Annotated in this window: 12 protein-coding genes and 1 tRNA gene; 11 read left to right on the top strand and 2 right to left on the bottom strand. The window is 72.4% G+C overall.

Annotation, left to right across the window (positions count from 1 at the left end; all coding sequences use genetic code 11):
* Window positions 1-7 precede the first annotated feature (7 nt).
* Window positions 8-1,639, bottom strand: a complete 1,632-nt coding sequence (locus VK611_08920; protein ID HMG41439.1) for a carboxyl transferase domain-containing protein — start codon at window positions 1,637-1,639, stop codon at window positions 8-10.
* A 44-nt stretch (window positions 1,640-1,683) separates the two neighbouring features.
* Between VK611_08920 and VK611_08915 the strand changes: the two genes are divergently transcribed.
* The 8 genes from VK611_08915 (at window position 1,684) to VK611_08880 (ending at window position 10,085) form a co-directional block, all read left to right on the top strand.
* Window positions 1,684-2,301, top strand: coding sequence for an isochorismatase family protein (locus tag VK611_08915; protein ID HMG41438.1), 618 nt, complete (start codon window positions 1,684-1,686; stop codon window positions 2,299-2,301).
* A gap of 79 nt (window positions 2,302-2,380) precedes the next feature.
* A complete protein-coding gene (selD, locus tag VK611_08910; GenBank protein HMG41437.1) occupies window positions 2,381-3,385 on the top strand; it encodes a selenide, water dikinase SelD in 1,005 nt (334 codons plus the stop codon).
* A complete protein-coding gene (gene selA / locus VK611_08905) occupies window positions 3,385-4,647 on the top strand; it encodes an L-seryl-tRNA(Sec) selenium transferase (GenBank protein ID HMG41436.1) in 1,263 nt (420 codons plus the stop codon). The genes selD and selA overlap by 1 nt, the downstream gene beginning before the upstream one ends.
* A 102-nt stretch (window positions 4,648-4,749) precedes the next feature.
* A complete protein-coding gene (gene selB, locus VK611_08900) occupies window positions 4,750-6,549 on the top strand; it encodes a selenocysteine-specific translation elongation factor (GenBank protein ID HMG41435.1) in 1,800 nt (599 codons plus the stop codon).
* Window positions 6,550-6,639: 90 nt separating this feature from the next.
* Window positions 6,640-6,734 (top strand) — tRNA-Sec (locus VK611_08895).
* A gap of 120 nt (window positions 6,735-6,854) precedes the next feature.
* On the top strand, window positions 6,855-8,492 hold the full coding sequence (locus VK611_08890; GenBank protein HMG41434.1) for an AMP-binding protein: 1,638 nt from the start codon (window positions 6,855-6,857) through the stop codon (window positions 8,490-8,492).
* Window positions 8,489-8,971 (top strand): hypothetical protein, encoded by a 483-nt coding sequence (locus VK611_08885; protein ID HMG41433.1) that lies wholly within the window; start codon window positions 8,489-8,491, stop codon window positions 8,969-8,971. The genes VK611_08890 and VK611_08885 overlap by 4 nt, the downstream gene beginning before the upstream one ends.
* A 37-nt stretch (window positions 8,972-9,008) precedes the next feature.
* Window positions 9,009-10,085, top strand: a complete 1,077-nt coding sequence (locus tag VK611_08880; GenBank protein HMG41432.1) for an isocitrate/isopropylmalate family dehydrogenase — start codon at window positions 9,009-9,011, stop codon at window positions 10,083-10,085.
* A gap of 32 nt (window positions 10,086-10,117) precedes the next feature.
* On the opposite strand, the gene VK611_08875 is transcribed toward VK611_08880, so the two are convergent.
* Window positions 10,118-10,918, bottom strand: a complete 801-nt coding sequence (locus tag VK611_08875; GenBank protein ID HMG41431.1) for an IclR family transcriptional regulator — start codon at window positions 10,916-10,918, stop codon at window positions 10,118-10,120.
* A gap of 88 nt (window positions 10,919-11,006) precedes the next feature.
* Between VK611_08875 and VK611_08870 the strand changes: the two genes are divergently transcribed.
* From VK611_08870 to VK611_08860, 3 genes are all read left to right on the top strand, one after another.
* Window positions 11,007-11,294, top strand: coding sequence for a hypothetical protein (locus VK611_08870; protein ID HMG41430.1), 288 nt, complete (start codon window positions 11,007-11,009; stop codon window positions 11,292-11,294).
* 270 nt (window positions 11,295-11,564) lie between these two features.
* A complete protein-coding gene (locus tag VK611_08865) occupies window positions 11,565-12,572 on the top strand; it encodes a hypothetical protein (GenBank protein ID HMG41429.1) in 1,008 nt (335 codons plus the stop codon).
* Window positions 12,573-12,622: 50 nt separating this feature from the next.
* Window positions 12,623-12,880 (top strand): hypothetical protein (locus VK611_08860; GenBank protein ID HMG41428.1); only part of this gene is annotated, 258 nt, incomplete at its 3' end.

The following is a 12,880-nucleotide window of genomic DNA, read 5'->3' as shown; positions in this document are numbered from 1 at the left end:
GCTCCCGTCACATCCTGAAGACGCCGTAGCCGGTGGGCCCCAGGGGCGCCTGGCCGGTCACGGCCAGGGCGAGGCCGAGGACCCGGCGGGTCTGCGAGGGCTCGATGATGCCGTCGTCCCACAGTCGGGCCGTGGAGAAGTAGGGATGGCCCTGGCGCTCGTACTGCTCGCGGATGGGGCGGCGGAAGGCCTCCTCCTCGTCGGGCGGCCACTCCTCGCCCGCGGCCTCCAGCTGGTCGCGGCGCACGGTGGCCAGCACCGACGCCGCCTGCTCGCCGCCCATGACCGAGATGCGGGCGTTGGGCCACATCCAGAGGAACCGGGGCGAATAGGCCCGCCCGCACATGCTGTAGTTGCCGGCGCCGTAGGACCCGCCGATCACGACCGTCAGCTTCGGCACCCGGGCGTTGGCCACGGCGTTGACCATCTTGGCGCCGTGCTTGGCGATCCCGCCCGCCTCGTACCGGCGGCCGTCCATGAACCCGGTGATGTTCTGCAGGAACAGCAGCGGCACGCCCCGCTGGTCGCACAGCTCGACGAAGTGGGCGCCCTTGAGCGCCGACTCCGAGAACAGGACGCCGTTGTTGGCCACGATGCCGACCGGGTGGCCCCAGATCCGGGCGAAGCCGGTGACCAGCGTCGGGCCGTAGCGGTGCTTGAACTCGAGGAACCGGCTGGCGTCGACCAGCCGGGCGACGACCTCGCGCACGTCGTAGGGCGTGCGGTTGTCGGCGGGGATCACGCCGTGGAGCTGATCGGGGTCGACCGCGGGCTCCGCGGGGGGATGGACGACCCACGGAGGTTCCCGGTCGGCGGGCAGGGTGGACACGATCGAGCGCACGATCTGCAGGGCGTGGGCGTCGTCCTCCGCCAGGTGGTCGGTGACCCCGGACGTAGCGGAGTGCAGTTCGCCGCCACCCAGCTCCTCGGCGGTGACGACCTCGCCCGTGGCCGCTTTCACCAGCGGCGGGCCGCCCAGGAAGATCGTGCCCTGGTCGCGCACGATCACGGCCTCGTCGCTCATCGCCGGCACGTAGGCGCCGCCCGCGGTGCACGACCCGAGCACGGCCGCCACCTGGGCGATGCCGGCCGCCGACAGGCGGGCCTGGTTGTAGAAGATGCGGCCGAAGTGGTCTCGGTCGGGGAAGACCTCGTGCTGCTCGGGGAGGAACGCGCCGCCGGAGTCGACCAGGTAGACGCAGGGGAGGCGGTTGTCGAGCGCGACCTCCTGCGCCCGGAGGTGCTTCTTGACGGTGACGGGGTGGTAGGTGCCGCCCTTGACGGTGGCGTCGTTGGCCACGATCACGCACCGCTGGCCGGCGACGACGCCGACGCCGGTGATGATGCCGGCGGCCGGCACCTCGTCGCCGTACATGCCGTGGGCGGCCAGCGGCGACAGCTCCAGGAACGGCGATCCGGGGTCGAGCAGGGTGGCGACCCGGTCGCGGGGCAGGAGCTTGCCTCGTGCGACGTGCCGTGCCCGCGAGGGCTCCGGGCCGCCGCGGCGGGCCCCGTCGAGCCGGGCGCGCAGGTCGGCGACCAGTTCGTCGAAGGCCTCGACGTTCTGGCGGTACTCCTCGGAGGAGGTGTCGACGGCGCTCGTCAGCTCAGGGGTCGATATGAGACCAATTGAACACAATCTGTTAGTTTCGTATCAAATCAGGCGACCAAGGGGGACGACCCGTGACCATCCCGAACTTCGACGCAGCCACGTCCGCGCTCGTGCTGGTGGACATCACCAAGGGCTTCCTGCGCATGCCGATCTACGGCAACGACGGGCCCACCGTGCTGGCCAACGCCGTCGCCCTGGCCGACGCCTTCCGGGAGCGCCACAGCCTGGTGGTGCTGACGGCCAACGCCGGTCGGCCCGGCGGTCAGGCGGTGCAGGCCGCCGGCGCAGCGCGAGTGGGGCCGTCCATCCCGATCGAGCGGGACATGAGCCAGATCATGGCCGCGGCCCGCGAGCCGGACTTCGGCGCCCTGCCCGAGGAGCTCGGCCCCAAGGCCGAGGACCACCTGGTCCGCAAGCACTCGTGGAACGCCTTCCACGCCACCGACCTCGACCTCCAGCTCCGCCGGCTGGGCGTCAGGACCCTGGTCATAGGCGGCATCGCCACCAACTTCGGTGCCGAGAGCACCGCTCGGGAGGCCCGGTCGCACGGCTACGACGTGGTGTTCGTCACCGACGTCATGCGAGCGCTCAGCGCCGAGGAGCACGACCACTCGGTCCGCTACACGTTCCCGATGGTGGGCCAGGTGAAGACCACCAAGGACGTGCTCGAATCCATGGCCGCCGGCTAGCACCGCGACCAGCTTCGGGGGCGCGGCGACCCGTCGGTAGCGTGCGGGGCGTGGGACGACGTCGAGGAGGACGGCTGTGGTGTTGAGCGAACCGGTCCGGCTCACGGAGCTGACCTCGTGTGGGGGGTGCGCGGCGAAGTGGGGGGCGTCGTTGCTGGGCGAGTTGCTGTCGGCCGTCCCGCCCGACGCCGCCGGCGGGCTGCTGGTGGGGCTGGCGCCCTCCGACGACGCCGCGGTGGCGCAGATCGCCGACGGCGTGGCGCTGGTGTCGACCACCGACTTCTTCCCGCCGCTGGTGGACGATCCGGCCGACTACGGCGCCATCGCCGCGGCCAACGCCTGCAGCGACGTGTTCGCCATGGGCGGCGACGTGGTGATGGCGCTCAACATCGCCGCGTTCCCGGAGACGTTGCCGGTGCCGGTGATCCAGGAGATCTTCCGGGCGGCGGCGGAGGTGGTGGTCGAGGCCGGGGGAGTGGTGGCCGGTGGCCACACGATCCGCTCGCCCGAGCCCATCTTCGGGCTGGCGGTGCAGGGCGTGGTGGTGCCGGGCCGGCAGTTCACCACCGGCGGCGCCCGGCCGGGCGACGTGCTGGTGCTGTCGAAGCCGCTGGGCACGGGCCTGGCGCTCGCCTCGGGCGACGCCGCGATCGTGGCCGCGGCGACGACCAGCATGCGGCGGCTGAACCGGGCGGCGGCGTGGATGCTCCGGGAGCACCGGGAAGGGGTCCGTGCCGTGACCGACGTGACCGGTTTCGGCTTGCTGGGCCACGGCTGGGAGATGGCCGAGCGGTCGGGCGCCCTGCTGGTGTTCGAGGCGGAGCGCCTGCCGGTGCTCGACGGCGTGGCGGAGGTGGCCGCGGCGGGTGTCCGCACCGGGGGCGACGCCCGCAACCGCGACTACGTCGCCGGCCACGTGAAGCTCGAGGCCGACGACGCCGCGGCCGCGCTCGCGTTCGACCCCCAGACCTCGGGCGGGTTGCTGGCGGCGGTCGACCCGGCGTTGGTGGACGACCTGCGGGGCGAAGGGTTCGTGGAGGTCGGGCACGTGGTCGACGGTCCGCCGGCGATCACCCTGCGCTGATGGACGGGCCCGACCGGCCGCCCTCGGTCGACGCCCTGGCCCGCTCGCTCGCCGCCTCGGGCCTCCCGCACCCACTGCTGGTGGACGCGGCCCGGGCCGCGCTCGCCCGCGGCGACGCGGGCTCGGCCGTCGACGAGGTCGAACGGGCCCGGGCCGGCCTCCTGCAGCCCGTGGTCAACGCCACCGGCGTCCTGCTGCACACCAACCTGGGTCGGGCGCCGTTCGCCGCGACGCAGGCCGCGAGCTACGCCAACCTGGAGCTCGACCTCGTCACCGGCCGCCGGGGCTCCCGGCAGGACCACGTCGGCACGCTGCTGGCCCGGGCCTGCGGGGCCGAGGCGGCGCTGGTGGTCAACAACGGCGCGTCGGCGCTGCTGGTGGTGCTGGCGTCGCTGGCGTCGGGGCGGACGACGGCCGTGTCGCGCGGCGAGCTGATCGAGATCGGCGGGGGCTTCCGGATCCCGGAGATCATGGAGCTGTCGGGCAGCCGGCTCGCCGAGGTCGGCACCACCAACCGCACCCGGGTCGACGACTACCGCGCCGCCGCCGGCGAGGCCGCCCTGCTGCTGAAGGTGCACACGTCGAACTACCGGATCGAGGGCTTCACCAGCTCCGTCGGCGTCGCCGAGCTGGCCGGGCTCGGGCCGCCGGTGGTGGTCGACGTGGGCTCCGGGCTGCTCGACGCGGCGTGCCCGTGGCTGCCGGACGGCCCGCCCGGCTGGCTGGCGTCGGAGCCCGCGGTCCGCCAGTCGCTCGACGCCGGCGCCGCGCTGGTCACGTTCTCGGGCGACAAGCTGCTGGGCGGCCCCCAGGCCGGCATCGTGGTGGGGCGGGCCGACCTGGTCGCCGCCTGCGCCGCCCATCCGCTCTACCGCGCCGTGCGCCCGGGCGGCCTGGTGCTGGGGGCGCTCCAGGAGGTGGCGCTCGCCTACCTCGACCGCCGTGCCCACCAGCTGCCGTTCTGGCGCATGGCGACGATCCCGGTCGACGCGCTGCGGGAGCGCGCCGAGAAGCTGGTGTCGACGCTCGACGGCCCGGTCGCGGTCGAGTGCGCGTCGGTGGCCGGCGGCGGGGCGCTGCCGGGCGTGGAGATCCCGTCGTGGGGCGTGTCGCTGCCGGGCGACCACCGGGCCGCGCTGCGCGGCACCCGGCCCCGGCCGATCGTCGCCCGCGTCCAGCGGGACGAGACCCTGGTCGACCTGCGCACGGTCGACCCGGCCGACGACGCCGTGGTGGCGGCGGCGCTCGCGGCCCTCACCTGACGTTGCGGGTGTGGAGCGCCGACAGCTCGGCGGCCTCCCCGGGGCTCTTCTCGTCGTGCTCGTAAGCTCCGGCTGTGGACGAATGGGACGGAGAGTGACCGCGTGCGGGTGGTAGCCACCGCCGGTCACGTCGACCACGGCAAGTCCACGCTGGTGCAGGCGCTCACGACGATGGACCCCGACCGGCTGGCCGAGGAGAAGGCCCGGGGGCTGACCATCGACCTGGGGTTCGCGTGGACGACCCTGCCGGGCGGCGGCGAGCTGGCGTTCGTCGACGTGCCCGGGCACGCCCGGTTCGTGAAGAACATGTTGGCGGGGGTCGGCATGGTGGAGGCCTGCCTGTTCGTGGTGGCCGCCACCGAGGGGTGGAAGCCCCAGTCGGAGGAGCACCTCCGGATCCTGGAGCTGCTCGGCATCCGCGATGGGGTGGTCGCCCTCACCAAGGTCGGCCTGGTCGACGACGAGTGGCGCGAGCTGGCGCGGTCCGACGTGGCCGACCACGTGGCCGGCACGTTCCTGGCCGACGCACCGCTGGTCGAAGTGGACGCCGTGGCCGGCGTGGGGCTCGACGAGCTGCGGGCGGCCATCGATCGCGCCGTCGGCACCCGGCCGCCGGCGCCCGATCTCGGGCGGCCCCGGCTGTGGATCGACCGGGCGTTCGTGGCCCGGGGCTCGGGCACGGTCGTGACCGGCACGCTGACCGGCGGGTCGTTGCGCACCGGCGACGAGCTGGCGGTCGTCCCGGGTGATCGGGCGGTCCGGGTGCGGGGCCTGCAGTCGCTCAAGCACGCCCGCGACGAGGTCGCCCCGGGCAGCCGGGTGGCCGTCAACCTGACGGGCGCGGCGCTGGCCGAGATGGTGCGCGGCCACGCCTTGGTGCGCCCGGGTCAGTGGCGCCCGTCCCGGACGGTCGACGCCTCGCTGGAGGTGCTCGCCGCCCTCGACCACGAGGTGACCCGTCGCGGTTCGTACGCCGCCCACCTGGGCAGCGGCGAACACCACGTGCGGCTCAGGGTGCTCGGAGCCCACGCGCTGCTGCCGGGCGAGCGGGGCTTCGTGCGACTCCACCTGCCCGTCGCCCTGCCGCTGGTGCTCGGCGACCGGTTCGTGCTCCGGGAGGACGGGCGGGGCGAGACGATCGGCGGGGGCGAGGTGCTCGACGTCGCCCCGGTGCTACCCGCGTCCAAGGCCCGGCCGTCGCGGGACCTCGACCGCATGGTCGCCGAGCGAGGCTGGGTCGACGTCGCCGACCTGGAGGCGATGACCGGCGAGACGCGGGCCCCGACGCTGGGCCGCTGGGTCGTGTCCCCGGAGGCCCGGGCCGACGAGGAGGCGGCGATCCGCGCCGCGCTGCACGTCGCCGGACCGCTTGGGTTCGACGTGGCGGTGCTCGACGACCGCCAGCGCGCGGTGCTCGCCACCCTCGACGACGTCACGGTGGACCTGGGCCGGGCCCGCGCCGCCGACGCCCCGGCCGACCCCCTCGCCGACCATCCCTACGTCGCCGCCCTCGAAGCCGAGCCCTTCAACCCGCCCGACCCCGGCGAAGTCGGCATCGACCCGGCCGAGCTGCGGGAGCTGGTGCGCCGGGGCCAGGTCGTGCAGCGCGATGGCGTCAGCTTCGCCGCGGCAGCCGTGGAGCGGGCCGCCCGGATGGTCGCCGACCTGCTGGCGGAGCACCCCGCCGGCTTCACCGCGTCCCAGGCCCGTGAAGCGTTCGCCACCAGCCGCAAGTACGCCCTGCCCCTGCTGGCCCAGCTCGACGCCACCGGCGTGACCCGGCGGCGCGGCGACGTGCGCATCGCCGGCCCACGCCTGCCGAGTGGCGGAGATGGCGGAGATGGCGGAGGTGGACGGGAATCGAACCCGCCGTCGCAGGGCCGCGACCACCACCCGCTTTGAAGGCGGGGCGAGAACGGCCAACTCGAGGTCGAGGTCGAGTTCGCAGGTGACGGTACGGTGTCCCGATCGAACCGCACGCGTGTGGTTCGGGGAGGTGTCCGAGTACCTGGTGGGCTCCGCCGCCTTCAAAGCGGTTGGGACGGGGTTTCCCGTCCGGCGGGTTCGATTCCCGTCCACCTCCGCCACCTGCCGTCGCCGCGCCCGTTGACACGGGGTCGCCGCGTGGGAATACTGGCTCGAAGCCAGGTAATGACCATGAAGGTCATTATGTGGCACACGACCAACGGGTGGACGGGGGCCGGGCCATGGTTGACCCATCGAGGCGGCATTGGAACTTCGCCGACGTGTGGGAGACCATCGCCGAGGCCATCCCGGACGAGCCGGCACTCGTCCACGGCGCCGAGCGCAGGACCTGGGCGGAGCTCGACCGCCGCGCGACGGCAGTCGCGCGGACGCTCGTGGCCCACGGTGCCCAGCCCCAGGACAAGGTCGCGCAGTACCTCTACAACGGCAACGAGTACATCGAGGCCCTCTTCGCGACGATGAAGGCCGGGCTCGTACCCGTCAACTCCAACTACCGCTACCTCGACGGGGAGCTGGTCTACCTCTGGGACAACGCCGACGTCGTGGCCGTGGTGCTCCACGGCGCCCTCGCCGAGCGCGTCGAGCACATCCGCGCCCAGCTGCCGCGGATCGCGCTGTGGCTGTGGGTCGACGACGGCAGCGGCTCCTGCCCGTCCTGGGCGGTCCCCTTCGAGGAGGCGGCAGCTGCGAACGGCCCGCCGCTTCGGGACGCGCGCAGCGACGACGACCTCCTGCTGCTCTACACCGGCGGCACCACCGGCATGCCCAAGGGCGTGATGTGGCGCCAGGACGACCTCTACAACAGCTTCAGCCAGGGGCTCTGGAAGGACCCGACATCGCTCGCGCTCGACGCCGTGCGCGAGCGCGTCACGACCCGCCGCCGCCCGGTCGGGCTCCCCGCCTGCCCCCTGATGCACGGCACCGGCCTCTTCGGGGCCATGGCGTCGCTGAGCCAGGGCGGCAGCGTCGTGACGCTCCCGAAGCGGAGCTTCGACGTGGACGAGCTCCTGACCACGATCGACGCGGAGCACGTGAACATCGTCTCGCTCGTGGGCGAGGCCTTCGCCAAGCCGATGGTGGACGCCCTCGACGCCGAGCCGACGAGATGGCACCTCGGCAGCCTCGTCGCCATCGTGAGCTCGGGGGTCATGCTCAGCGAGTCGACGAAGCGGTCGCTGCTGCAGCGGCAGCCCCGCCTGCGGATCGTCGACGCGCTGTCGTCCTCCGAGGCCCTGGGCATCGCCCAGTCCGTGTCGACCGCGGACCGACCGGCGGCGACGGCCCGGTTCTCGCTCGCCGACGGTGCGCGGGTCGTCACGGAGGACGGCCGTGACGTCGAGCCGGGTTCCGGTGAGGTCGGTCTCGTCGCCGTCGCCGGCTACCAGCCGATCGGGTACTACAAGGATCCCGACAAGTCGGCGAGCACGTTCCGCCTGATCGACGGCGTCCGGCACTCCGTCCCCGGCGACTACGCGACGGTCGAGGCCGACGGCACGCTCACCCTGCTGGGTCGCGGATCGGCCTCCGTCAACACCGGGGGCGAGAAGGTCTTCCCCGAGGAGGTGGAGGAGGTCCTCAAGGAGCACCCCTCCGTACGGGATGCGGCGGTGGTCGGCCTCCCCGACGCCCGCTTCGGCGAGGTGGTGGTGGTGGTCGTCGAGGCCGCAGCCGGTCACACCGTCGACGCGACCGAGCTCCGGGACCACGCGCGCGCCCACCTGGCGGCCTACAAGGCGCCCCGGCACGTCGTCGTGGTCGACTCGCTCGGCCGCGGTGCGAACGGGAAGCTCGCCTACGCCCGCCTGCGGGAGCAGGCCGCCCAACTGATGTCCGAGATGGCCGAGGAGGCCCGACCGTGAGAAGGATCGTGACCGGTACCGGCGCCGACGGCAGGTCGCTCCTCGTGAGCGACGGCGAGCCCGTGCGGATCTTCCGGAACCCGAACTCGCCGAACCGCAGGGTCGTGCCCGCCGCCGAGGCCGACCCGTCCCAGCTCGGTGCGGACGAGGTCGCGATCGCGGAGCTGTGGGCGACCGACACCGTCCCGCCGCTGGTCGACGGGCACGATCCGACCGCCGACATGGAGTGGAGCCGCGACATGCCACCCGGCGGGACCCGATGGCGGGTGGTCGTCATGGGCCCGAACCGCCAGGCGGCGATGCACCGGACCCCGTCGATCGACTGCGACGTCCTGCTCTCCGGGAGCCTGGTCCTCGTGCTCGACGACAGCGAGGTGACGCTGACGCCCGGCGATCTCGTGGTGCTCCCCGGTACCCGCCACGGCTGGCGGGCCGGCCCCGACGGCGCCACGTTGCTCGTGTCCATGGTCGGTCTCTGAAGTGCCCGACGAAGCGACCTCGAACCAGGAGATGGTGATGGAGGGGAAGAAGCAGCAGCACCAGGTGGCCTACGTGCGCGGTGGACCGGAGGACGAGACCGGTCCGGAGATGGCCGACGCCGCGATGGCGGTCTTCGACGTCCTGCTCGAGGTGAACGGGGGGCCGGCGATCGAGTGGGTGCCGGTGGAGGCGGGTGCCCACTGCGCACCGATCCACGGGACGACCATCCCTCCGGAGAGCCTGGCGACGATCCTGGACATCGGGATCGCGCTCAAGGCGCCGACCGCGTCGGCCAAGTCCGCGGACGCGATGCCCGTCAGCCTGATGCTGCGGCGCGACCTGAAGGCCTACGCGAACGTCAACCAGCTCAAGTCGTACCCGGGCGTGGCCAAGGCCCTCCGGCCCGACATCGACGTCCTGATGGTCCGCGAGAACAGCGAAGGCCTGTTCGCCATGCACAGCGCCTACCCGTCGAAGGACATGACGGTCGACTTCCGGTTCATCACCCGGGAGGCGTCCCAGCGCATCGCCCGGGTCGGCTTCGACATGGCGCGCCGGCGGCGCAAGAAGGCCGCCATCTGCGCCTTCCCGGTGGCCATCAACAGCGACCAGCTGTTCATCCGGTCGTGCGAGGAGGTGGCGGAGGAGTACCCGGACGTCGAGTGGTGGGTGCGGAAGGTCGACGCCTTCGCCGGCACGGTGATCGAGAACCCGAGCCAGTACGACGTGATCATCGCCCCGAACGAGTGGGGCTCGATCCTCACCGACGCCTTCGCCGCGGCGTGCGGATCGGTGGGGCTGGCGGCCCGGGGCAACATCGGCGACACGACGGGCTACTTCGAGCCGATCCACGGCACCGCGCCGGGCAAGACCGGCAAGGGGACCGTCAACCCCATCTCCCAGATCATGGCGGGGAAGCTGCTGTTCGAGTTCCTCGGGGAGCGCTTCGACGATCCCTCGGCGACCGCAGCCGGGGCCTGCCTCGAGACCGCCGTGGCGAACGTGCTGTCGACCGGTGAGACGCTGACCGTCGACCTCGGTGGGACGGCGACGACCGCCGATATGGTCGCGGCCATCTCGGACGAGGTGCGCCGCCTCTGCCGCGAGGGATGACCGACGCGGCCGCGGCGGGCGCCGCCGAGAGGTCAGTCGGCCGAGCGCTTGTCGTAGAGGACCGACCGCGAGATGGCGTCCGCGCCCTCCAGCACCCGGGCGATGAACGTCTCGGCCCGTTCGTCGGTCATCGAGCTGCGCCGGGCGAGCAGGCTGAGGGCGGCCTGCACCTTGCCCGTGTGGTCGCGGACCGGCGCCGCGACGGCCCACAGGTCCGGGTCGCTGACGCCGTCGTTGATCGAGTGCCCCGAGGTGCGCGTGGTCTCCAGGAGCTCGAAGAAGTGCTTGCGGGTGATCTCGTGGTCGGCGGTCTGCGTGCGCCACGACCTGGCGGGCGGGATCAGCGCGTCCACCTCGTCGGGTGGCAGCCACGCGAGCAGGACCCGCCCGTTGGCGCCACCTTCGTACGCGGTCACGCGTCGGGCCGTCGGCGGCGTGATCGAGAGCCGGTGGAGGCTCAATCGGACCGCGAGGTGCACCACCTGCGGTCCGTCGAGCACGGCGAGGATGAGCGTCTCGTCCAGCTCCTTGGCCAACTTGTCCAGGACCGGGGCCGCCGCCTGGTGCATGTCGTTGGTGCTCACCGCGATCCCGGCCAGGCGCACGACCTCGATGTGCAGCCGGTACTCGCCGGAGGCCGGCTCGCGCTCGAGGAAGCGGTACTGCTCGAGCGTCGTGACCAGCCGGCGAACGGTGCTGGGAGCGAGGCCCAGATCCTCGGCGATCTCGGATATCCGGCCGCGCGGTCGCTCGAGCTTGAACCACCCGAGGATGTTCAGCATCCGTTCCGCCGATCGAACCGGCGTCGCCTCTCCGGAGGACATCTTGGGCATCGGACTGCTCCTTGACCCGGATCGTGATCTCAGACAACAATGTGCCAGGTAGTGGATTTGGTAGCCAATATATGGCAAGGAGCCACGTATGTCCACCATGCAGCTGTACTCGCCCCGGCCCGTGGAGTTCGACGCCGAGGTCGCCGAGCAGGTCGCCATGGCGGCGAGCCAGTCGTTCGTCGGCCAGACCGTAGCGCTGGTGGACAACGGCAAGCTGTTGGGCCTCGGCCAGATGCTCGAGGAGGAGCTGGTGGCGCACGGTGCCGCCAAGGTGCTCCGGTTTCGGGCCCCGCGGTACACGGACCTGGCCACGACCGAGTTCCTCGACGACATCGCCGCCAAGGCGCACGGCGCGATCACGGGGCTCGGCAACTGAGGGAGTTGCACGGCGTGGAGTTGCCACGCCAGCGTCGAACTGCAGCGCCGGGGCCTCATCGCGCCCGCTCTCGTCATCGGCTCGTTCCAGCAGTGGGGCGAGGCGTCGACCAAGAGCTTCGGCGGTGATCCCGAATCGGTGTTCGTCCTGCGGGAGGACGTGGACTTCCTCACGGGAGATCCGCTGCGCGCCGAGGCCGTCCGCGTCATCCGGAGCGCGCTCGGCATGTCCGCCCCGGAGCCCGGGTGACCACGGCAGGAGAGGCTGCACATGCTCGATGAGCTGACCGTTCCGGTCGAAGAGGTCGAGGAGCTCCTCCTGGAGCGGGGGTGGACCGACGGCCTGCCGGTGCACGCCCCGACCGTCGTACGCGTGGAGGACTTCCTCGAGCGCTCGGGGCTGGACCGGAACGAGGTGATCGGCCCGGTCCCGTCGGCCCGGGGCATCGCCACCGTCGAGAACGTCGCGGTCAACGCCGTCATGGCCGGCTGCCGTCCCGAGCACCTGAAGGTCGTCGTCGCCGCGGTCAAGGCGCTGATCGAGGAGCCGTTCAACCTCTACGTGGTGCAGTGCACCACCAACCCGGTCACCCCACTGACGGTCGTCAACGGGCCCGCTCGCCAGGACTGCGGCCTGAGCTCGGGGCGGGGGCTCGTCGGGCCCGGCCGCGACGCGAACGGCGTCGTCGGGCGGGCGGTCCGCTTCGTGATGGGGAACATCGGCGGGTCCTTCGACGACCTGATCGACATGGCGAACCACGGCTCGCCGCTGAAGTACACGTTCTGCGTCGCGGAGGCCGAGGAGGAGAGCCCCTGGGAGCCGCTGCACGTCTGGCTGGGCTACCGGGCCGACCAGAGCGTCGTCACCACGGTGCCCGTGGAAGGGCTCGTCGACGTGATCCCGTCCTACGGCAACACGCAGGCGACCCACCTGATCGACCACTTCGGCCACGCCATGCGGACGCTGGGCACCTGTTACTACTGGTCGCAGGGCAACCCGGTGCTCATCGTCAACCCGACGCACGCGGCGATCCTCGCCAACGCCGGGTGGGACCGGGCCTCGCTGCAGGAGGCGCTCTTCGAGGAGGCCCGCATCCCGGTCGACTCGATGAAGATGGGCAACATCCCCGTGGGCGACTGGACGGTCGTCGACGGGAAGGTCCTCGGGTTCCAGCGCCCGGAGGACACCTACATCGTGGTCGCCGGCGCCGAGGGCGGACACCACACCTTGTACGGCATGGGCTTCGCCCTGAGCTACGCGACGAGTGCCGCCGTGTAGCGAACCCGTGGGGGGCTGGTCACAGATGGATCCTTCGAGGGGGACAGAGCATGGACAGTTCTGCTGAGCTGCGGCCACACCGGGCACCGCGGTCGATCGGGGTCGCGCTCGTCGTCACGACGCTGCTCCTCGGCGCGTGCGGCGGCGACGACGATGCGAACGACGCGGCCGACGACGAAGGCACCGAGGCCGGTGACCCGGGGGTGGAGCCCGCCACGATCGACGTCGCCGTGCCGAGCGACCTGCCGGCGTTCGCGCAGCTCTACGTCGCGGACGAGAAGGGCTACTACGAGGACGAGAACCTCGAG

The sequence above is a fragment of the Acidimicrobiales bacterium genome (assembly GCA_035316325.1).
Classification (GTDB): Bacteria; Actinomycetota; Acidimicrobiia; order Acidimicrobiales; family VFJN01; genus DASXTK01.
The sequence above is the reverse complement of the archived record's forward strand: the minus strand, read 5'-3'. Positions and strand labels throughout refer to the sequence as shown.

Bases quoted from the DNA above. Each gene is read 5' to 3' on its own strand.
- selA (HMG41436.1), top strand. From the start codon at position 3,385: ATGGACGGGCCCGACCGGCCGCCCTCGGTCGACGCCCTGGCCCGCTCG.
- VK611_08890 (HMG41434.1), top strand. From the start codon at position 6,855: ATGGTTGACCCATCGAGGCGGCATTGGAACTTCGCCGACGTGTGGGAG.
- VK611_08880 (HMG41432.1), top strand. From the start codon at position 9,009: ATGGAGGGGAAGAAGCAGCAGCACCAGGTGGCCTACGTGCGCGGTGGA.
- VK611_08875 (HMG41431.1), bottom strand. From the start codon at position 10,918: ATGCCCAAGATGTCCTCCGGAGAGGCGACGCCGGTTCGATCGGCGGAA.
- VK611_08870 (HMG41430.1), top strand. From the start codon at position 11,007: ATGTCCACCATGCAGCTGTACTCGCCCCGGCCCGTGGAGTTCGACGCC.
- VK611_08865 (HMG41429.1), top strand. From the start codon at position 11,565: ATGCTCGATGAGCTGACCGTTCCGGTCGAAGAGGTCGAGGAGCTCCTC.